At 74.5% G+C, this 19,420-nt stretch carries 20 protein-coding genes; 12 read left to right on the top strand and 8 right to left on the bottom strand.

The window, feature by feature from the left end; all coding sequences use genetic code 11:
- The 4 genes from AB0E96_RS23560 to AB0E96_RS23575 form a co-directional block, all read right to left on the bottom strand.
- Positions 1-411, bottom strand: a 411-nt coding sequence (locus AB0E96_RS23560) for a hypothetical protein (protein WP_359826975.1), incomplete at its 3' end; no start/stop codon positions are given.
- A 301-nt stretch (positions 412-712) separates the two neighbouring features.
- The gene (locus AB0E96_RS23565) at positions 713-1,657 is read right to left on the bottom strand and encodes an NAD-dependent epimerase/dehydratase family protein (RefSeq protein WP_359826978.1); all 945 of its coding nucleotides are present in this window, start codon (positions 1,655-1,657) and stop codon (positions 713-715) included.
- Positions 1,658-1,761: 104 nt separating this feature from the next.
- Complete coding sequence (locus AB0E96_RS23570; RefSeq protein ID WP_359826980.1) at positions 1,762-2,325, bottom strand: TetR/AcrR family transcriptional regulator; 564 nt, start codon at positions 2,323-2,325, stop codon at positions 1,762-1,764.
- A 137-nt stretch (positions 2,326-2,462) separates the two neighbouring features.
- The gene (locus AB0E96_RS23575; protein ID WP_359826982.1) at positions 2,463-3,149 is read right to left on the bottom strand and encodes a hypothetical protein; all 687 of its coding nucleotides are present in this window, start codon (positions 3,147-3,149) and stop codon (positions 2,463-2,465) included.
- A gap of 109 nt (positions 3,150-3,258) precedes the next feature.
- On the opposite strand from AB0E96_RS23575, the gene AB0E96_RS23580 reads away from it, so the two are divergent.
- From AB0E96_RS23580 to AB0E96_RS23595, 4 genes are all read left to right on the top strand, one after another.
- Positions 3,259-3,693, top strand: a complete 435-nt coding sequence (locus AB0E96_RS23580; RefSeq protein ID WP_359826985.1) for an Hsp20/alpha crystallin family protein — start codon at positions 3,259-3,261, stop codon at positions 3,691-3,693.
- Between the two features lie 434 nt (positions 3,694-4,127).
- Positions 4,128-4,532, top strand: coding sequence for a DUF2267 domain-containing protein (locus AB0E96_RS23585; protein WP_359826988.1), 405 nt, complete (start codon positions 4,128-4,130; stop codon positions 4,530-4,532).
- Positions 4,533-4,590: 58 nt separating this feature from the next.
- Positions 4,591-4,989, top strand: a complete 399-nt coding sequence (locus tag AB0E96_RS23590) for a DUF2267 domain-containing protein (protein WP_359826991.1) — start codon at positions 4,591-4,593, stop codon at positions 4,987-4,989.
- Between the two features lie 299 nt (positions 4,990-5,288).
- Entirely contained in the window at positions 5,289-5,639 is a 351-nt protein-coding gene (locus AB0E96_RS23595; protein WP_359826994.1) for a hypothetical protein, read from the top strand.
- 105 nt (positions 5,640-5,744) lie between these two features.
- Here AB0E96_RS23595 and AB0E96_RS23600 read toward each other — a convergent pair whose 3' ends face one another.
- Complete coding sequence (locus AB0E96_RS23600) at positions 5,745-6,488, bottom strand: anti-sigma factor (protein ID WP_359826996.1); 744 nt, start codon at positions 6,486-6,488, stop codon at positions 5,745-5,747.
- Complete coding sequence (locus AB0E96_RS23605) at positions 6,485-7,069, bottom strand: sigma-70 family RNA polymerase sigma factor (protein ID WP_359826997.1); 585 nt, start codon at positions 7,067-7,069, stop codon at positions 6,485-6,487. Before AB0E96_RS23605 ends, AB0E96_RS23600 begins: the two co-directional genes overlap by 4 nt.
- Before the next feature lie 364 nt (positions 7,070-7,433).
- Here AB0E96_RS23605 and AB0E96_RS23610 point away from each other — a divergent pair, with 364 nt between their 5' ends.
- Positions 7,434-9,089 (top strand): molybdopterin-dependent oxidoreductase, encoded by a 1,656-nt coding sequence (locus AB0E96_RS23610; RefSeq protein ID WP_359826999.1) that lies wholly within the window; start codon positions 7,434-7,436, stop codon positions 9,087-9,089.
- A 97-nt stretch (positions 9,090-9,186) separates the two neighbouring features.
- Complete coding sequence (locus tag AB0E96_RS23615) at positions 9,187-9,858, top strand: fasciclin domain-containing protein (RefSeq protein WP_359827002.1); 672 nt, start codon at positions 9,187-9,189, stop codon at positions 9,856-9,858.
- 238 nt (positions 9,859-10,096) lie between these two features.
- On the opposite strand, the gene bla is transcribed toward AB0E96_RS23615, so the two are convergent.
- Positions 10,097-11,071, bottom strand: coding sequence for a class A beta-lactamase (gene bla, locus AB0E96_RS23620; protein ID WP_359827004.1), 975 nt, complete (start codon positions 11,069-11,071; stop codon positions 10,097-10,099).
- Between the two features lie 155 nt (positions 11,072-11,226).
- Here bla and AB0E96_RS23625 point away from each other — a divergent pair, with 155 nt between their 5' ends.
- Complete coding sequence (locus tag AB0E96_RS23625) at positions 11,227-11,580, top strand: LysR family transcriptional regulator (RefSeq protein ID WP_359827007.1); 354 nt, start codon at positions 11,227-11,229, stop codon at positions 11,578-11,580.
- 5 nt (positions 11,581-11,585) lie between these two features.
- On the opposite strand, the gene AB0E96_RS23630 is transcribed toward AB0E96_RS23625, so the two are convergent.
- The gene (locus tag AB0E96_RS23630) at positions 11,586-12,542 is read right to left on the bottom strand and encodes an AsnC family transcriptional regulator (RefSeq protein ID WP_359827010.1); all 957 of its coding nucleotides are present in this window, start codon (positions 12,540-12,542) and stop codon (positions 11,586-11,588) included.
- Positions 12,543-12,679: 137 nt separating this feature from the next.
- Between AB0E96_RS23630 and AB0E96_RS23635 the strand changes: the two genes are divergently transcribed.
- The 5 genes from AB0E96_RS23635 to AB0E96_RS23655 form a co-directional block, all read left to right on the top strand.
- Positions 12,680-13,693, top strand: coding sequence for an NADP-dependent oxidoreductase (locus AB0E96_RS23635; protein ID WP_359827012.1), 1,014 nt, complete (start codon positions 12,680-12,682; stop codon positions 13,691-13,693).
- Positions 13,694-14,192: 499 nt separating this feature from the next.
- Positions 14,193-14,816: a DNA-binding protein gene (locus AB0E96_RS23640; RefSeq protein ID WP_359827015.1), complete on the top strand. Its 624-nt coding sequence runs from the start codon at positions 14,193-14,195 to the stop codon at positions 14,814-14,816.
- 7 nt (positions 14,817-14,823) lie between these two features.
- Positions 14,824-17,046 carry a hypothetical protein gene (locus tag AB0E96_RS23645; RefSeq protein ID WP_359827017.1) on the top strand — a complete coding sequence of 741 codons (2,223 nt, stop codon included), beginning with the start codon at positions 14,824-14,826 and terminating at the stop codon, positions 17,044-17,046.
- Complete coding sequence (locus AB0E96_RS23650) at positions 17,043-17,771, top strand: helix-turn-helix domain containing protein (protein WP_359827020.1); 729 nt, start codon at positions 17,043-17,045, stop codon at positions 17,769-17,771. Before AB0E96_RS23645 ends, AB0E96_RS23650 begins: the two co-directional genes overlap by 4 nt.
- Positions 17,772-17,841: 70 nt before the next feature.
- Positions 17,842-19,420, top strand: a 1,579-nt coding sequence (locus AB0E96_RS23655) for a DEAD/DEAH box helicase family protein (RefSeq protein WP_359827023.1), incomplete at its 3' end; no start/stop codon positions are given.

Raw genomic sequence — 19,420 nt, forward strand, 5'->3', positions numbered from 1 at the left:
GACGGGGACGATGCTGCGGGTGCCGGTGGTGTCGTTGTTCTTCCAGGTGACGGAGAAGGGGACGAGGTCGCCCAGGCCGATCTGGCCGTTCTGGTTCAGGCCGTTGAAGGTGATGGCGATGCCGCCGGTGCCGGACGTGCCGCTGGTGGTCTTGGTGGCGGTCTTCGCGGCGGTCTTCGCGGCGGTCTTCGTGTCGGTCTTGGCGGTCGCGGTCTCGGCGGGGGTGGTCGGTGCGGCCTCGGTGGTCGGCGTGGCCGGGGCGGGGGTGGTCGAGGAGGTGGCCGCGGGGTTGGTGGCGGGGGCGGCGAGGGAGGCCCCGCCGTTGGTCGGGCCGCAGGCGGTGACACCGACGGCGGCGACGACGGCCAGCGGGATGATCTTCGCAATACGGGTGATAGCGGACGCGTTCATGTGACAGTCCCCCCAAGGACAAGGTGATGGTGTGTTGCGGAAAGGACGGGCGCCTCACTGTCGCGCCCCGAGGAGCCGGCCCGAGCCCCCCGGCTTCGCCGGCTCGCTCTCCCCGCCTCTCACCCTGATAGACGTCCATCCGCCCGGGGGGTTGCAGCCGGGTTCGAAGAAATTTTCCGAGCCCCCGGAACGAGGTCGGGGAGCGTGAGTGCGGTGTCCGGCAGGCCGTCGCGGGAGCGGACCCCGCCGTTGCGGCCGTCACCGCTGGAGGTCACTTCGGTGGTGTAGGGGGTCCGCGCGGTCACTGTCCTTCCTGGACGGAGTGGGCGAACCAGTCGAGGGTCTTGGCGAGCGCTTCGCGCATCGGGGTGGCGCGGACGCCGAAGGTGCCGGTGTAGAGCGAGTCGTCCATGACGAACGGCTCGGTGTGCCAGTAGAAGAGTTCGCGGTACTCGGCCATGAACTCCTCGTCGTACGGGCCGAACGGCTCTGCCTCGTGCCGCACCGTGATCTGCGTCGGCAAGCCGGTCAGGTCGCCGATGATGCCGTGAATCCGCCGGGTCGTGTACGGGCCGTCGACGGGCAGGTGCCACAGCCTGCCGAGTGCGCGCTCGTCGGAGCCGAGCGTGGCGAGCCCGGCGGCGAGGTCGGGCACGTAGGTGTAGCTCTTCGGCAGGCCGATGTCGCCCAGTCCGAGCCTGGCCGCGCCGGTCAGCGCGGCCGGGAACACCGACGCGCCCAGCGAGGACAGCAGAACGCGCGGGCCGAAGAAGTCGGCCGCCATGCCGAGCGCGACCCGGACGTCCCCGCGCTCGTGCGCGGCCAGGTACCGCTCGGTGATCGCGGCGCGCGTCCTGCCCTTGGGGCCCGGTGCGGCGAGCGGCGTCCGCTCGGTCATCGGCACCCCGCCGGTCGGGCCGTACTGGTTGAGCGTCTCGACGGTGACCAGCTTCGCGCCGCTGCGGCCGACCACGTCGAGCAGCGCGTCCTGGATCACGGGCAGCACCTGCGGCTGCAGCCGGTACGGGACGTGGGTGCAGTTGTAGACGACGTCGGCGCCCTCGACGATCTCGGCGAGCGCGGCCCGGTCGGTCACGTCGGCCGCGACCCGCACCGAACCGGCGATCCGCTCTCCGCCGCCGGACCGGTTCACCGTGCGCACCTGCTTGCCCCGGGCGACGAGCCGCTCGGCGAGGGTGAGGCCGACCGGTCCGGTGCCGAGGACGACGTGCAGTTCCTGGGGCATGGATTCTCCTCTGGGAATTGAGTGGTCGACCACTCACACTTTGGTTCGAAAAAAGGCCGCGCGACGCGGCCGTTCTCGCGGCGAAAGCCGATCGGTGACGGAACTCAGTAGTGGCGCAGGCCCGCCGAGAGCGTGTTCGCCCACGGCGCGTCGACCTCGGTGGCGCCGATCGCCACCACCAGGTGGCACAACGCCCCCCTGGCCATGAAGTGCTGGACCGCGCCGGCGTCCGCGCCGGAAACGCTGCGCACGTACTCGACGGTCCTGGCGTAGCCGCGCCGCACCACCTCGCGCACCGCGGGCTCGGACGCCGCGGCCGCCTGGGCGTGCACCTGGACCAGCAGCAGGTCCTGGTCGGCGATGAGCCGGGCGTACTCGTCTCCCATCGCCATCAGCACCTCGTGCGGCTCGCTGCCGCGCGCCTGGGCCGCCCCCCTGGCGAAGCTGTCCCGCACAAGGTCGAAACAGTGCTCGACGACCGCGACGAACAACGCCTCCTTGCTGGGGAACAGGCGGTAGACATAGGCCTGCGAGATGCCCGCCCTCTTCGCCACCTCGGTGGTGTTGGTGCCGTAGTAGCCGCGGGCCGCGAAGCTGCTGACCGCGGTGCTGAGCACCGCTTCCCTGCGCTCCTCCGCGGTGCTGAGCACCCGTTTCGTCGTCGCCATATGAGTAATAAACCACTCACACTTTTCCGCGTCAACCCTTCGACGCTTCCCGTCGGGCCGCCCGACCCGCGCGGCCGGCGACTCGTTCACCCGGAGCTCGACACGCACCTCGGTGCCGAGCTCCGGCGGCGGCAGGGTCAGGCGCGGCGTCGGTCGCTGTCGTCGCGGAGTCGGGCGGTGTGGTGGGTGAGGACGTCGAGGCGGGTGGCGAGGTCGTCATGGCCGGTACCGAGGTGGGGGCGGACGGCGGCGAGGGGCTCCATGAGGTCGGCGGGGTCGGTGGCGCCGAGCGCGGCGGTCAGGGCGGCCTGGGCGGGGCGGGCGTCGGGGGCGAGCGCGGTCATGGTGATCTGGGCGGCGAGAACCCGCAGCTCGGCGGCGTTGTCGCGGGCCCAGGCGGTGACCGTGCGGTCGGCGGCCCGCCGGTCGCGGACGGCCTTGACGCGTTCCGCACCGGTACCGCCCCGTGTCGTGCCGCCGGCGGGCTTGAGGCGCAGGTAGCGGTTCTCGGCGGCCTGGCGGCTGGCGACGCCCATGGGCCGGGCGAGGTCGGCCCAGGTGGCGCCGGCCTCCCGGGCGCTCTCCACCAGGCCGACTTCCCAGCCGGCGAGCTGGGCGCGCAGCTCACGCAGCAGCATCACGGCGGCCAGGGCCTGCTCGGGGCCTTCCCGCTCGTCGGGGGCGGTCGTGGGCCGGGGCGCGGGGTCCTGGGCGGTGCGGACGGCGTCGTCGATGGCGGCCAGCGCGGCCGCGGCCGCCAGGAACGAAGCGGGCTCGACCGGCTGAGGACCACCGGCGGCGGGTCGGCGGGGCGTTTCACTCATGAAGTCACTCTACGGGCGACGTGCCAACTTGTCATCGGATGGATGACGCGCTACAAAGGTGTCAGGTGAAGCGCACTGGCACCCATTCGATCAGTGGAGGTGTTTCGCGATGCTGCTGCGCACTGACCCGTTCCGCGAGCTGGACCGTCTGACCCAGCAGTTCCTGGGCAGCACGGGGACCTGGTCGCGTCCGGCGCCGATGCCGCTGGACGCCTACCGGACCGGCGACGAGTACGTGATCTGCTTCGACCTGCCGGGGGTCGACCCGGAGGCGATCGACATCGACGTCGAGCGGAACATGGTGACCGTCAAGGCCGAGCGCCGTCCGCGCCAGGAAGGCGAGGGCGTGAAGTGGGAGCTGTCCGAGCGCCCGCTCGGAGTGTTCTCCCGCCAGGTCATGCTCTCCGACACCCTCGACCCCGCCGGGATCACCGCCGACTACGACTCCGGCGTGCTGACCCTGAAGATCCCGGTCGCCGAGAAGGCCAAGCCCCGCAAGGTCGCGATCAGCCACAGCGGCGACCGCAAGCAGATCCAGGCCTGACCAACCCCCGATGCCGTTCCGGCCGCCCCGATCTCCCCCCTCGATCGAAAGGGCGGCCGGAACACCCCCGACCGCCGACCGCCCCCGCCGGCCCATCCGCAGCGACGCGGAATCGCCGTGAACGGCCAACCCTCATCGTGCGGGGGCCCGGCGGGATCGACCTCGGCTCCGCCCCGCGCCGCGCCGTGCTCCGGCCGCCGCGCCCGAGTCGCACCGGGAGGTGGTACCCGATCCATCGGAGGTCGCGTTCACGGACCGCGCGGGCCCGGGCGCCCCGTCCGGGCCCGCGACCGGGCCGACCGCAGCGGCAGACGCCTGATCCTTCGCGGAACCAGCAGCCGCGCCGTCCGGCTGCACAGCTCACCGGGCCGCACCGGCGCCCAGCCCCCGACCGGGCACGGCCGCGCCGGACCTTGAACGGAGGGAGAACCGCGGTGACTCTTCGATGGGAGGCGTTCCTGGAAGAGATCCGGGAACGCGGCGAGTACGAGACCCCGCAGGAGGCCGAGCGGGCCGCCCGGGTCGTCCTGGCTCTGCTCGGAGCCCACCTGGTCGGCGACGTGCGCGCGCAACTGGCCGCCCGCCTGCCGGAGACCATGGCCCTGATCCTGCTCAACCCCCTGCAGGCCGCCGAGCCGCTCAGCCCGGAACGGTTCGTGCGCGCGGCCGCCGCCTGGATCGAGGGCGCCACCGAAGCCACCGCCCTGTGGGACATCGGCGCCGTCCTGTCCACGGTGGCCGACGCCGCCGGCGACGACCTCACCGGGCGCGTCCTGCTCCAACTGCCGCCCGGCTACGACCTGCTGTTCGGCCGACCGCCCGCAGGCGAACGACCCTGACCACCCCTCACGCCACCGCCGGCCCGCCGGCGGCCAGCCCCTGGAAGGCCCCACGGTCATGACCCGCTACCGCCACCTCCTCCAGCAGGTCCGCAGCCTCGGCCGCTACGCCACCGACGAGGAAGCCGAACGAGTCCTCGACGCCGTCCTGACCCTCCTCGGCTCCCAGCTCACCGGCGACGAACGCCGCGACCTCGCCGCAGTCCTGCCCGAACGGGCCCGCGCCGTCCTCGCCGCCCAGATCCCCCTGCCGCGTCCCGTCACCGCCCCCGCCTTCGTCGACACCCTTGCCGACACCCTGGGCACAAGCCTCACCGCCGCCCGCTGGGACGCCTCCTCCGTCCTGGCAGCCCTCACCGCACTGACCGACGACAACCTCACCGACCGCCTCCTCGCCCACCTGCCCCGCGGCTACGCCCTGCTGTTCGGCCGCGCCGACCTGGCCGCCGCCGCCTGAAACGGCGGTCGGCAGGCGAGCGCGATCAACGCCGGGCCCGGGCCTTCGCTTACCGTCGGCGGCCTCCCGGACGGCCGGGTCCGGGCCGTCGGGAATCCCGCCCGGGATCCTCGCCCGGGAATCCCGACGGCCTTCCCCGCCCGGCGCCGGCCCCGGGAGGGACCGCGTTCCACGACCGCCTTCCCCGAACCGTCGGACCGGGGCCCCTGTCTCCTCGGAGTGCGCCCGGACCCCCGCGGTTGCGGGAGAGTTGGGTCGTTTCGTGTCCGTCGGGTCGTGCGGTGGTGGATGATCGCGGTGTGAGTACATGGTGGGAGACGCGCCGTTCGGCCAGGCTGGCGGAGGTGGCGTACGGGCTGGAGCTCTTCGGCGCCGAACCGGTGGAGGACCCCGGCGTCGGTGAACTCGCCGATGCGGCCGGGGCCCTGGCGGGTGAGTACCGCGCCGGTGACAGGGGTCCGTCGGTCCGTCACGCCGGCGACTTCCTGGACCGGGCCGCCGCTGCCCTTCACGCCGCCGACGGCCTGCGCGGCACCCTCGTCCCGGTGGTCAACCACCACCTGCGCCACGCTGCCGCGGCTCTGGACGACGCCCGTGCCTGCCTGCTCGGGCAGGCCGTGCCCGCCGCCCTGCCGGTCCCGCCCGGCTGACCCGCGCCGAAGAGGGGTACGCGCCCGGACGCCGCGCCCACGAAGTGCCGACACCGCTCGGCGCCTCAGCGGCCCGGGCCGGGATCCCGGCCCGGGCCGGTCGGCTCAGGTGAAGGGCAGGAGCATGAGCGGCGCCGTTGTGGGGTGCGCGGAGCCGCCCGCCGGTTCGACGGTGACGCCGATGCCGCGCGCCCCGTTCGGCGCTCCGGTCAGCAGGAGGGCGCCGTCACCGGCCGGCAGCAGCCCGGCCGGGCGCATCGTCCCCGCGTCGTCGAACCACAGCTCGTACGTGCTACCGGCGGCGAGAACGGGCATGCCGGAGGCCAGGAAGCCGGCCTGGCCGCGGTAGTCCGACCACACCACCGTGCCCACCCCGCTTCCGCCGGCCACGGTACCGGTGACGGTGCGGGCGTCCGGCGCGGTGAGCAGCGCGGCGAAGCGGTCCTGCTGCTGCTGGAGGGCGGCGGCGCGGGCCTGTGCCTGTCCGGCCCGCTGGTGCTGCCGCAGGGCGATGGCGCCGGCGCCGACGGCCAGCGCCAGGCAGGCCGCGAGAGCGAGCTTGGTCCAGCCCCGGGCCGGGCGGTCACGTCGGTGCCCCGGCACGGGAGCGGTGTGCGGGGCCTGCTGGCGCACCGTCGGCAACGCGGCCATCACCCGGGCCTTCAGCGCCGGCGGGGGCAGGAGCGCCTCGGCGGAGCCGAGCCGGGCGAGGGTCTCCGCGAACTCCGCGACCTCCTGCGTACAGGCGGGGCACCCGGCCAGGTGCCGTTCGAACTCGGCGCCTTCCTCGGGGTCGAGGGCGTGCGCGGCGTAGGCGCCGGTCAGGGTGTGCAGCTCGGCGGCGCTCACGCCCCCACCCCCAGGCAGTCGCGCAGACGGATCAGTCCGTCGCGCATGCGGGTCTTGACGGTTCCCAGCGGAGCGCCGAGAACCTCGGCGACCTGCGGGTAGGTGTAGCCCTGGTAGTACGCCAAGGTCAACGACTCGCGCTGCAGTTCCGTCAGCGTCTTCATGCAGCGCCGCACCTGCTCGCGCTCCAACCGGCCCTCGACCTGCTCGGCCACCTCGTCGAACACCGGAGCGTGCGAAGCCGCTGCCGCGCGCTGGTCGCGGTCGGCGGCCGCCTGTGCCGACCGGACCCGGTCCACCGCGCGCCGGTGCGCGATGGTCAGCACCCACGGCATCACCTCGCCGCGTTCGGCCCGGTAGCGGGCGGCGGTGCGCCACACCTCCAGCAGCGCCTCCTGGGCGACCTCCTCCGACTGCGCCGGATCGCGCAGCACCCGGCGTACCAGGCCCAGCACCGGCGCGGCCACCGCGTCGTACAGCCGGGAGAAGGCGTCCTGGTCGCCGCGGGCGACCCTGGCGAGGAGCTCTTCGAGGTCCGGGCCGGGCCGGCGGGGCCCGGACAGGTGGACGACGGCGCTCACCTGTCTGCTCGTCGGGGGCGACGGGCGGGCGGTGAGCCGTACGGACAGGCGGCGGGCAACGAGAGCCTCCCCACGACGGGGCCGGGACAAGGACCGGCCGGTGAACACGACTGCTGGCATGTGGTCTTCGGAGCCGTCGGGCCTCCGGTTTGGCCCCGGCCGCCGCCGGTTCACCGTCGCCCGCCGCGCGCCGGCCTCCACCCGCCCCCTGCGCTCCGGGGCCGTTCACCCGGCAGTGCGCGTCCGCCGGAGCGGGGCGGCAGACGGCGGCCGGCAACCGGTCACCGACCGGCCCGGGGGACCTTTCCGGCCGGGGGAGGAGATCGGCACCCATCCGCCCCCACCGCCGCGACGAAGACGGGACGTGAGCAACGACGCAACCCGGGTACCACCGCGTTCCTGGCCCCGCCGGGGCGGCCTCCCGCGGGCCGGCGCCGCGGCGGCGACCGGATGGGCCGCCGCCGCGGCCGCGCTCGGCGCCGGTGAACTGGCCGCCGCCTTCACCGGCCCTGACAGCGCGCCGGTCATCGCCGTCGGGTCGGCCGCCATCGACCTGACACCCACTTCGCTCAAGGAGTACGCCATCCGCACGTTCGGCACCCACGACAAGTCGGTGCTGCTCGGCGGGATCTACCTGACGATGGCACTGCTCGCCGCGCTCGCCGGTCTGCTGGCCGCCCGCCACCCCGCGCCCGGGGCCGGCGTCTTCGCCGCCTTCGGACTGCTCGGCACCCGGGCAGCCCTCTCCCGCCCCACCTCCGGCCCCGCGGACGCCGCTCCCGCCCTGGCCGCCGGCCTGACCGGCACCGCGGCCCTCCTTCTCCTGGCCCGCGCGCTGCGCACCGCCGAGACCACGGCAGCGCCGGCGGCCGCACACGGCGACGCACCGAGCGGCCGCCCGGAGGGCGGGACCGAAGCCGAGCCCGTCGCGCCCGGCGGCCCCGGGAGCACCTCCCGTCGCGCCGCGCTCGCCGCCACCGGCGCGACGATCGCCGTCGGAGCCCTCGCCGGTGTCGGCGGCCGCACGCTGTCGGACCGCCGCCACGACATCGGCGCGGCCCGCGCCGCCGTCCGCATCCCCCCGGCCGCCCGGCCGCTGCCGCCGCTGCCCGCCGCCGTCCACCCGAAGGTCTCGGGCCTGTCCCCGTTCGTCACCCCGAACGCGGACTTCTACCGGGTCGACACCGCCCTCACCCTGCCCCGCATCGACCCCCGCCGCTGGGCCCTGCGCGTCCGTGGCCGCGTCGACCACCCCCTCCTGATCACCTTCGACGACCTCCTGCGCGAGCCGCTGGAAGAGCTCGACCACACCCTGTCGTGCGTGTCCAACGAGGTCGGCGGCCCTTATGCCGGGACCACCCGCTGGCTCGGCGTCTCCCTGCCCGCCCTGCTGCGCAGGGCGGGTGTGCACCCCGGCGCGGACCAGCTCGTGGGCCGTTCCCAGGACGGTATGACCATCGGCACCCCACTGGAGTCGGTCCTGGACGGACGCCGCGCGCTGCTGGCCGTCGCGATGAACGGCGAGGCCCTGCCCGTCGCCCACGGCTTCCCGTGCCGCAGCGTCGTGCCCGGCTTCTACGGCTACACCTCCGCCACCAAGTGGCTCGTCAACCTGGACGTCACCACCTTCGCCGCCTACGACCCCTACTGGGTGCAACGGGGCTGGGACCGCACCGGCACGGTGCGCACCGCTTCGCGCATCGAGGTCCCCGCCCCGTTCGCGCGGGTGCCCGCCGGCGACATCACCGTGGCCGGCACCGCCTGGGCGACCCACCGCGGCATCGCTGCCGTCGAGGTCCGCTTCGACGGCGGCCCGTGGCAGGAAGCCCTGCTCGCCCCCGACACCGGACCCGACCTGTGGCGGCAGTGGACCCACACCTGGACCGGCGCCGTCCCCGGTGCCCACCGGATCGAGGTCCGTGCCACCGACACCACCGGGGCCGTGCAGACCGAGACCCGCGCGGCTCCCTACCCGGCTGGCGCCGCCGGCTGGCACAGCACCGTCGTCACCGTCACCTGAGCCGCACCGGCCACCCGAACCACCCCCGACCGAACCACCCCCGCCCGGCCCGCCCGACGGGCCGGACCTTCACAACCGCATCAAGGAGAGAACCGCCATGACCACCACTCGCCGTCGCAGCTCCGTCGCCCTGGCCGCGGCCGCGGCTCTCGCGCTCGCCCTGGGAGCCTGCAGCAGCAGCGGCTCCGGATCCCCGACCGCGCCCAAGGCTCCGGCCGCAGCGTCGTCCTCCGCCGCCGCACCCGCCGCCGCACCCGCCGCCGCGCCCGCCACCGCGTCCGGCGCGGCCATGAGCGGCCGGCCGTTCGGCACCGCGTGTGCGGCCGTGCCCAAGGACGGCGCCGGGTCCTTCTCGGGCATGGCCGGGGACCCCGTCGCCACCGCGGCCTCCAACAACCCGCTGCTGTCCACCCTGGTGACCGCCGTCAAGCAGGCCGGCCTCGTCGACACCCTCAACTCCGCGCAGAACATCACCGTCTTCGCCCCGACCAACGACGCCTTCGCCAAGATCCCCAAGGCCACCCTGGACGCCGTCCTCGCCGACAAGGACAAGCTCACCGAGATCCTCACCTACCACGTCGTCCCCCAGCGCCTCGCCCCCACCGCCCTCACCGGCACCCACAAGACCCTGGAAACCCACGACCTCACCGTCACCGGCAGCACCCCCGACTTCACCGTCAACAACAGCGCCAAGGTCCTCTGCGGCGACGTCCAGACCGCCAATGCCACCGTCTACATCGTCGACACCGTCCTGATGCCCACCTCCTGACCGGCATCGGCCCACCGACCGCGGTCCGCCGACCGGGGCGCGGAAGCACCGACACCCCCGGCCACCCGGCAGGCCGCCGCGCCACGGCCCTCACCTGACCGGACCGGAGCCGACGGCGGGCGCCCGATGCCGTGCACGGCGCCGCCGTCCCGGTCGGGCCGGGCCGTCCCGCCGGCCCCGGGGGCGCCGCCGCGCCCTGCTCAAGCGCCTCCGGGGCCGGGGGACGCTCCCGAAGGAGTCAGCCGAGGGCGCTGACGACGGCCTTCGTCGCCTGGGCGATCAGGGCGTCGTCGGAGGTGGCGTCCGCCTTGCCGCGGTCGGTCAGGACGACGATCACGATCGGGCCGCGCCCGCCCGACGGCCAGGCCACGGCGACGTCGTTGCGGGTGCCGTAGCCCGCGTTGCCGGTCTTGTCACCGATCCTCCAGTCGGCGGGCACCCCCGCGCGGATGTACGGGCCGCCGGTCGTGTTCCCGACCAGCCAGTCCGTCAGCAGCCCGCGCCGGCCTTCCGGGAGGACGTCGCCGAGCACGTAGCGGCGCAGGTCGGCGGCGAGGACACGCGGCGTGCTGGTGTCGCGGGTGTCGCCCGGGGTCGCCTCGTTGAGGGTGGGTTCGGTGCGGTCGACGCTGGTGGTCGAGTCGCCCAGGTCGCGCAGGGACTGCTGGACGGCCGCCGGGCCGCCGAGTTCGGCGAAGACGAGGTTGGCCGCGGTGTTGTCGCTGTACTGGATGGAAGCGGCGGCCAGATCACGCAGCTTCATGCCGGTCGCCACGTGCTGCGAGGTGATCGGTGCCCACGCCAGCACGTCCTCCTGGCGGTAGGGGACGACCTTGTCCAGGTCCGCGTCGGACGCCTTGCGCAGCAGGGCCCCGGCGGCGAGCGACTTGATCGTGGACGCGAACGCGAACCGCTCGTCGGTCCGGTGGACGACCTCCCGGCCGCTGCCGGTGTCCACCGCGTACACGCCGAGCCGGGCGCCGAACCGCTGCTCGAGTTCCGCGAAGGCCGCGTTTGCCGCATCGGCCGCGGCCGTCCCCGCGCCCGCCGTCACCGCCGTCGCAGCCGAGCCGGAGGCCGCCGTGCCGGGGGCCGCCGCCATCGAGGCGCCGCCCGCCTGGCCGCACCCGCCGACCAGCGCGGCCACGAGCAGGGCCACCGCGGGCAGCGCGGTGCGGGTACGGGTGCCGGTACGGCGGAGGTCGGGCGTCATCGGTGGTCTCCCCAAGCGGTTCGTGCAGTCACGGTCGCGCCCGCGGTGGTGGTCCACACCACCGCGATCCGCGCGATCACGCTCAGCTAAACAGGCCACGGGCTCCCCAGTCCAAGACCGCAATCATGAAGTGAGCGATATGAAAACACCTATGATTGCTGGCCACGGACCTGCCGGGGCACCTCCGCCACTTCCGCGCCGTCGCCGAGAAACGGCACTTCGGCCGCGCCGCCGAGCGCCTGCGCACCGCCCGGCCCTCGCTCTCCCCGCGGATCCAGCCCCTCGAACGCGAACTCGGCGCGACCTGTCCGACCGCGGCCCGCGCGGCGTCCACCTCACCCCGGCGAACCGGCCGCCGCTCGCCCAGGCCGAGGAGACCCTGGACAGCGCCGCCCGCCTCCTCACCACCACCGCCGACCCGCGCGGCGGACGGGCCGGCACCCCGCACGGCGTCGTCCCGCCCGAACGGCGACGTGGTGAGCGAGACCGACCCGGTGGTTCCCTGCTGATCGGATCACCGGCTCGGCAAGCGGGCCCCCGAGCGCTTCACAGTCCGCAGGATCGGCGTGGTACGCACGTCGCGTACGCCCCGCACCGCACCGAGACGGCCGGTCAGGTAGCCGTAGAGCGCGGACTCGTCCGTTGTCACGACGGAGGCCAGGAGGCTGGTCGGTCCCGTGGTCGCGGCGACGAACGCTACCTCTGGATGGTCGGCGAAAGCGGCCCCGGCCGCGGCGAGGCGCTTCGGCTGCACCTCGATCCACAGAAGGGCGGCCGTACCGCGGCCGAGCGCACGCAGATCGACGTCGAGGTCGAAGGCGAGGATCCCATCGGCGCGCAGGGAGGCGATGCGGCGGCGGACGGTGGATTCGTCACGGCCGGTCGCCCGTGCCAACTCGCCCGCGGGCATGCGGCCGTCGCGGGCGAGCTCGCAGAAGAGCACCCGGTCGAGCTCGTCGGGCGCGTGCGCTCCAGGCACGGCCGACGGCCGGTGGGCGAGGGCCTCCACCTGGTCCGCTGACAGCGCGGACGACAGCGGCGCCCAGTCGGCGCCGCCGTCGGTGAAGGTGTGCAGCAGGCAGCACGCGTGGATCGCGGTGACCGACCGGGTAGCCGGCAGCTTGTCCAGCAGGAGGGCGTCCCGGTCGGCCTCATCGGCGTGCACGTTGCACAGCACCTCCGTGCCGCCGGAGGCGATCCGGACCCAGCGGGTGTCCGGCCGCCGGGCGAGTGCCGCCGCGATCTCGGGTGCGGCGCCCGGCGCGCAGGCGAGCCGCAGCACCCACACGCTGCGGCCGACGCCCGAGGCCTGGACGGAGCCGACCACCCGGGCGGCACCCGACTGCCGCAGCACCCGGTAGCGGCGGGCGACCGTCGGCCCCGAGACGCCGAGAACGGCCGCGATCCGGCTGAACGAGGCGCGCCCGTCAAGGTAGAGGGCGTGCAGCAACTGCCGATCGAGCTGATCCATACCGGCAAGGCTGTCACGGCCGATGTCGGGATCCGGCACGAAGTGCCCGGTGGGTGGACCGGTTCCGCGGCGCCCCGCACAGTGGCGGCAGGTTCCGGGGCCGGAGCCGCGCCAGACGTCGATCACCCGGAGGTACCGTGTCCGCCCTGCCCGCCACCACGCGTGAGGTGCGCCTCGCCCGCCGCCCCGCCGGGCTGCCCCGCAGCAGCGACTTCGACGTCGCCGAGGTACCGCTGTCCCTGCCCACGGCAGAGCAGGCACTGGTCCGCACCACGTACTTCCGGGTCACCGCCTCACTGCGCATGATGATCGGCGAAGGGGCCGAGTCCGTCGAAGGCGTCCCCTTCCCCGTGCTGCGCCCCGGTGACCCCGTGGCCGGCGGCGCGCTGGGCGAGGTCGTGATCGCCCCCGAGGGGAGCGGCCTGAAGCCCGGCGACCTGGTCGCGCACGGTGCGGGTTGGCGCGAGTATGCCCTCGTCCCGGCGGCCGAGTTGAGTCCGCTGGACCCCGCAACCGATCCGGCCGTCCACCTCGGCCACGGCTGGACCGCCTACGCCGCGCTCACGCGCGCGGCCGGGATCCGCCCGGGTGACACGGTCCACGTCACCGGGGCCACCGGCGCCATCGGATCGGTCGCCGCACTGGCCGCCCGCAGGCTCGGCGCCGCCCGCGTCGTCGGTGGCACCGGCAGCGCGGCCAAGACCGAGGCGCTGATCAGCGGCTGCGGATACGACGCCGTGGTCACCGTCGGCTCCGGAAGCCTGACGGACAAGCTCGCCGCCGCCGCACCGGGCGGCCTCGACGTCGTCCTCGACACCGTCGGCGGCGACCGGCTGGCCGCGGCCGTCCGCGCTGCTCGAACGGGCGCCCGCATCGTCGTCATCGGTGCCCTGTCCGGCCAGCTCGCCCCGAACGGTCCCGGACGCTCGGCTCCGGTGAGCCTCGACTCCTTCCGGCTTCTGCTGAAGAAGGTCACACTGCGCGGCTACAGCGCCGACGACCACCCCGAGGCTGAGCAGGAATGGCGCGACCTCCTCGACGGAGCCACCGTCCCGCACCACGTCGTCGCAGGCATCGAGCACGCACCCCAGGCCCTCGTCGACACCATCGCCGGCAGGTACCTGGGGCCCGTCCTCGTCAAACCGTTCTAGGACTGTCCCTTCCTCGCCACACCACGGGGTCTCGCCCTGTTCCTCGGCCATCGATGGAACCGGCTGTGCCGGACCGCGGCGGCTCGGCCCCGTCGGGGCGCGCGGCGTTGTCAGCCCAGTTGGCTGGGGGTGTACTTGTCGATTGTTCTGGTTGTCGGGTTCCAGACCCAGATCTCCCTCGCCTCGCGCCACAACCGAGGCGGTTCCGTCTGTTCCTCGCAGTACACGGTCTCCGCCCACTGGCACGGCATGCCGTCGCTGCCGTTCGCCGTCCGGCGGGCGGCCGCGTTGCGCGCCGCCGGCCATGGTGGATGTCCTGGCTCCTTGTCATCTTCGCGGCGGTCAGCAAGCCCTGGTGTCACCCGGTTTGCGTTACGTGGCGCCGTGCTCGGCCGTTCACCCGATCACCCAGATGCCTATACAATTCACTGAAAAGGCATGGACGATGTAGAGTCACCTAGCGTTTCAAGTCAGTTGAATAGGCGTGGAGGTTGTGGGTGTGTTCGTGACGACCGGGCAGGCCGGGACAGCGCTGGGGTGCTCGATCCCGACGGTGAAAAAGCTGATGGCCACCGGCGTGGTCCCCGGCGTGCGCGAACAGGGCCGACAGGTGTTCCCGCTGGCCGCGCTCCAGCGCCTGCAGGCCCGCCCGGCCGCCGACCTGACCGCGCTCGGCACCGGTGAGGTCGCGGTGCTGCGCTCCGACGCCCCGGCGCGGGTCGAGGAGCTGGACCGGCAGTGGATCGGCTTCGGCACCGGGCTGGACCAGGCACAGCTGCTGGCCGCGCTGTCCGGGTGGTGGCGGTGCGACCCGGCCCGGGTCGCCGCCGGAACGGTGCTGCCGGTGACGGTCGCCGGGTTCGTCGTCGCGGTGCTGACCGGCCTGGCCGGGTGGGAGTCCGACGGCACCGTCGGCACCGCGGGCCGGTACCGGTTCCCGAAGGCGCGCCTGGCCGGCTACCTGACCGACCTCACCGCCCCCGCCAACGCCGCCGACCCCACCGACGCCGAGGACGCGCGCCTGGCGGGCCTGCTGCTCGGCACCCGCCTGCCGTCGGTGTCCGGCGGCCCGATCGCCTACGTCCCCACCCGACCCACCACCGCCACCGCCGAAGGGGAGTGACCCGCTGATGGACCGCAAGACGTACACCGCCGAGCTCGCGGGTCTGCGCGAGTTGCGCGCCGAGATCACGGCCGCCGAGAAGGCCGTCGCCGCCGCGCAGAAGGAGCTGGACAAGCTCACCGCCCGGCGCGCGCGCCGGGTGGCCGGTCTCGCGGGGTACGAGGGCGCGAAGGCCGACGCGGTCGCCAAGGCGGCGGGCCTGTCCGTCGGCGACGTCGTACGGATCGCCCCGCTGCTGGACCCGACCCCGGCCGCCGTCCGCGCCGCGAAGGTCGACGACCAGGCCGCCGCTGCCGGTGCCGCTGCGCCTGTCCCGGCCCCGGAGGCCGAGCCGGTCGACGAGCCCACGGCTGCGGTCGCCCCGGCGCTGACCCGCCCGGTCCCCGTACCCGAGCAGCCGGCCCCGGCCCCGGCCGCCCCGGTGACGGAGGCGCCGGCCGAGGTCGAGGACCAGGCCGTTGCCGAGAAGCCCGCCCCGGCCACTGCGCCGGTCGTCCCGGCCGCTCCGGTCGCCGCCGGCCCGCGTGAGCTGCCCGCCCTCCCCGAGGGCCCGGCCGGCGCCCGCTTCGAGGCCGTCACCACGGGCTTGGTGTCCAAGCGCCCCAACTTCACCCAGCAGACCCGCTCCACGGTCTTCCTGGACGCCGCGACCGGCGACCTGGCGGTGCGCGACCGCGTGGTGCGCCTCGACCTCGGCGCCCGCACCCCCGGCGGGATCCTGGACGCCGTCCTGCACGCCGCACCCGGCACCGAGCGGATCTACATCACCGCCGGCGCCCCGTGGCACGACGGCGCCGAGCGCTACTCCACCCTCAAGGACGCGGTCGCCGCGTGGCTGAACACGCCGTCCGAGCGGTGGACCACCGCCGTCGGCGCCGGCCGGGACAAGCTCGCCGGCCACTTCGTCCACCAGCGCCAGCCCGTCGGCCGCTACGCCCCCACCGCCGCACCGGACGGCGGCAGCACCGAGATCCGCTCGATGGGGGAGTGGTTCGACCCGGAGGGCACCGACGTCGTCACCTGCCGCCAGGCGTTCACCCTGCTGTGGCAGGCGCTGCGCCGCCACTGGGACGACGCCGTGCTGATGGGCTCGCCCTCGCAGACGGGCCGGGACCTGTGGTCGCGCACCATCCCGACCACCGGCAAGTGGGCCGGCGGCTACCCGGTCCTGTCCGAGGAACTGCGGGGCCTGCTGCACGCGACCGGCGGCCAGGGCCGCACCGAACTGATCCTGCCGCCCCGGGTACCGGAGCAGCTCCCGGCGCTGGTGGAGTACGACCGTACCTTCGCCTACGCCAAGCACCTGTGGAAGTCCCCGGTCGGCACCCCGCGCCGGATCACCGCCGCCGCGTTCGCCGCGATGACCGAGCAGGAGCAGACCAAGGCGCTGATGTCCTGCTCGCACTGGAACGTGCGTGTCACGGTCCCGGCCGGCTGGAACCACGTCGGCCTGCTGCCCGCCCCCGTCACCGGGGACCGGGCCTGGGTCTACCCTTCAACGCCGGGGGAGACCTTCGTGACGTGGGCGGGCGGTGCCGAGGTCCACCTCGCCCTCGCCAACCACCTGACGCCGTGGAGGATCGAGGTCCTCGGCGGCCTGCTCTTCGAGGACGGCAAGCCCCTCGACGAGTGGGGCAAGCGCCTCAAGGCCGCCTGGGCCGACCTGGCCAACCTCTCCCGCATCCACGGCGACGAGCGCCAACGCACCGCCGCTCACCTCGCCTCCCGGGCGGTCCGCAGCGTGCTGCTGTTCGGCCTGGGCGGCTTCGCGCAGCGCCCGCGCCTGGTCTCCGGCACCACCCCGGTGGGCGAGACGCTCCCGGCCGGCGTGGAGATCCTCGGCCAGGACGGCCAGGTGGTGACCTGGCAGCGGCAGGCCGGATTCTCCCGCGACCCGTACGCCCACCCCGAGTGGGCCGCCTACGTGTGGTCCGGGGCGCGGGCGGCGCTGCTGGACATGAAGTACCGCCAGGGCAAGGAGGTCATCGGCCACGCCGGCGCCCTGCACGCCAAACCCGGCACGGTCGTGTACTTCGGCACCGACGGCATCGCCCTGACCGAGCGCCAACCCTGGCCCTACCGCGGCGAGCCCGGCGACTACCTCCTCAAGGGCCACCTCACCGGCCCCGTCGCGCACCCGCAGTCCCAGGAGGAGTACCTGAAGCTGCGCGGCCTGGGTCGCGCCGAACTCGCCGCCGCGCAGGTGGCGACCGGAGGTGAGCAGCGGTGAGCCCGGCCGACCCGGACCAGCCGAACGAGGCCGCGCGCCTGACCCAGGAGCTCATCGACGAGGGCTACACCAAGCGCCAGGTCGCCAGGATGCTCGGCCGCGACGCGTCCTTGGTCTCCCAGTTCTTCACCAAGGGCAAGGGCGCCAGCATGGTGAACGCGCTGCGCCAGCTGGTGCGCGCAGTGCGGGGCGGCGAGCGGGACGAGGAGACACTGGCCGGGATCGCGGAGGCGAACACCGTCCGTCGCCGCACGAGGACCGGGCAGAAGGCCAGGGTGCGGGGCAAGGACGTGATCGGCACCCCGGGCGGGAGCATGGCCGGCCGGGCCGGGAAGCAGGCGATCAGGTCCGGTGCCGCGCACCTGGCCGGTGTGATCCACGCGGCCGCGGCCGCGGACGGCCGGGTCGCGCTGACCGTGCGCATGCTCTCCCGCTACTTCACCCTGTCCGCCGGCTCCCGGCAGGACTCGCCCGGCATCAGGCGCGGAGTGGTCCCGCGCGCGGACGGCACGGAGGAGCGGACCTACGGCTCCTCCGCCACCGGCGGATTCCCCGCCGCCGAGTGGTCCCGCAGGGTGGCGGCCTCGCACGGCGACGTCGTCCACGCGGTGCTCACGTGGCTGGTGGAGACCGGCCGGGCCAGCGAGGACGCGGAGATCGTCTACCTGGAGATCCGGACCTGGACCCCCACCGGCCACCAGACCACCGAAGTCCTCATCGGCTGACAGCGGCCGCGCTCGTCCGGCACCCGACCACCTTCCCGCACCGCCCGGCCGACGAAGGAGAAACACCGCCGTGGAGACCACCACCGCCACCGAGGCCGACGTGCCGGCCGCGTTCCGCGCCGCAGCCGTTCAGCCGGTCCCGGCGCAGCCCTCCGGCACCGCCACCGTGAACCCGCTGCCGCTGCACGGGTTCCAGAAGGACGCGGTGGCGGCCGCGGTGCGCGAGGTGAAGGACGGCGGCCGCGCCACCGTCGTCGCGGCGACCGGCTCCGGCAAGACCCTGATCGCGGCCGGCTGCGCCCGCCGCCTGGCCGCTCGGGGCCGGGTGCTGCTGCTGGTGCCGACGATCGAGCTGCTGGAGCAGACCGCCGAAGCGTGGTCGCTGCGGGGCGGGCGCCGCGGCCTGGCCGTCGCGGCCTGTTCGCGGGAGGAGGCGCTGGAGAGCGCGGAGGCCGGCGGCCGGATCCACGCCGAGGTGACCACGCAGGCGGCCCGGCTCACCGACCTGGTCAACGGCGCCCCCGACAACCAGCCGGTCACCGTGTACGCCACCTACGCCTCGCTGGAGCGCATCGTTCAGGCCCACCGCGACTTCGGCCTGCCCGAGTGGGACCTCGTGGTCATCGACGAGGCCCACCGCACGGCCGGTTCGGAGGGGAAGGCGTGGGCCGCGGTCCACAACGACGCCCAGGTCCCCGCTCTCCGCCGGCTGTACTTCACCGCCACGCCCAGGATCGCGGACGACCGGCGGGCGAAGGACGGCCTGGCCGACCTCGCCGACGCCGACGGCCAGGTACTGCCCGCGCTGTGCTCCATGGACGACGAGGCGATCTACGGCAAGACCTGCTTCACCTGGACCCTCGGGCAGGGGATCGAGCACGGCTACCTCGCCGACTACCGCGTGCTCGTGCCGGTGGTGACGGACGAGGACCTGCGCGAGCTCCTCAACCTCCCCGCCGTCGCGGACCTGCGCTCCCAGCGCAGCAACGAGGAACTGCTGCGCCTCGCGTTGCAGATCGCGGTGCTGCGCGCGGTCGCCGACCTCGGCCTGCGCCGTGTGATCACGTTCCACTCCCGGGTGGCCGGGGCGCGGGAGTTCGCGGGCACTCTGCCGGAGGCCTCGGAGCTGCTGCCCGATGCGGAGCGGCCGGAGCGGATCTGGGCGAAGGCGGTGGCCGGCACCGACCGTCTCAAGGACCGCCGGGCCGCGTTCACCGAGTTCAAGGCCCACACCGGCGAGGACGGCGAGGAGTGCGGCATCCTCTGCAACAGCCGGCTCCTGACCGAGGGGATCGACGTCGCCGCCGTCGACGCGGTCGTTTTCGCCGACCCCAAGAGCTCGGTCATCGACATCGTCCAGGCCATCGGCCGCGCCCTGCGCCAGGCCTACCGCGAGGGCAAGATCTCCTGGATCATCATCCCGGTCTACCTACCGACGCCGGAGATCGGCGACGACACCGCCACCGCGCACCCGGCCGAAGTCCACGACGCCGGCGAGGCCGTGAAGGCCGAGGCCGACGCCGAGATCGAGGCGTCCTCCTTCCGTACCATCTGGCGGGGGGGGGGGGGCCCGGGCCCGCCCCCCCCCCCCCGGGGGGGGGGCCCCCCCCCCCGGGGCGCCCCCCCCCCCCCCGGGCCCCCCCCCCAGA

It is taken from the genome of Kitasatospora sp. NPDC036755 (assembly GCF_040636595.1).
In the GTDB taxonomy this organism is placed as follows: Bacteria; Actinomycetota; Actinomycetes; order Streptomycetales; family Streptomycetaceae; genus Kitasatospora.

Coding starts and splice junctions, on each gene's coding strand:
- AB0E96_RS23565 (WP_359826978.1), bottom strand. CDS start 1,657: ATGCCCCAGGAACTGCACGTCGTCCTCGGCACCGGACCGGTCGGCCTC.
- AB0E96_RS23590 (WP_359826991.1), top strand. CDS start 4,591: ATGACCCGCTACCGCCACCTCCTCCAGCAGGTCCGCAGCCTCGGCCGC.
- AB0E96_RS23570 (WP_359826980.1), bottom strand. CDS start 2,325: ATGGCGACGACGAAACGGGTGCTCAGCACCGCGGAGGAGCGCAGGGAA.
- bla (WP_359827004.1), bottom strand. CDS start 11,071: ATGACGCCCGACCTCCGCCGTACCGGCACCCGTACCCGCACCGCGCTG.
- AB0E96_RS23580 (WP_359826985.1), top strand. CDS start 3,259: ATGCTGCTGCGCACTGACCCGTTCCGCGAGCTGGACCGTCTGACCCAG.
- AB0E96_RS23645 (WP_359827017.1), top strand. CDS start 14,824: ATGGACCGCAAGACGTACACCGCCGAGCTCGCGGGTCTGCGCGAGTTG.
- AB0E96_RS23630 (WP_359827010.1), bottom strand. CDS start 12,542: ATGGATCAGCTCGATCGGCAGTTGCTGCACGCCCTCTACCTTGACGGG.
- AB0E96_RS23615 (WP_359827002.1), top strand. CDS start 9,187: ATGACCACCACTCGCCGTCGCAGCTCCGTCGCCCTGGCCGCGGCCGCG.
- AB0E96_RS23575 (WP_359826982.1), bottom strand. CDS start 3,149: ATGAGTGAAACGCCCCGCCGACCCGCCGCCGGTGGTCCTCAGCCGGTC.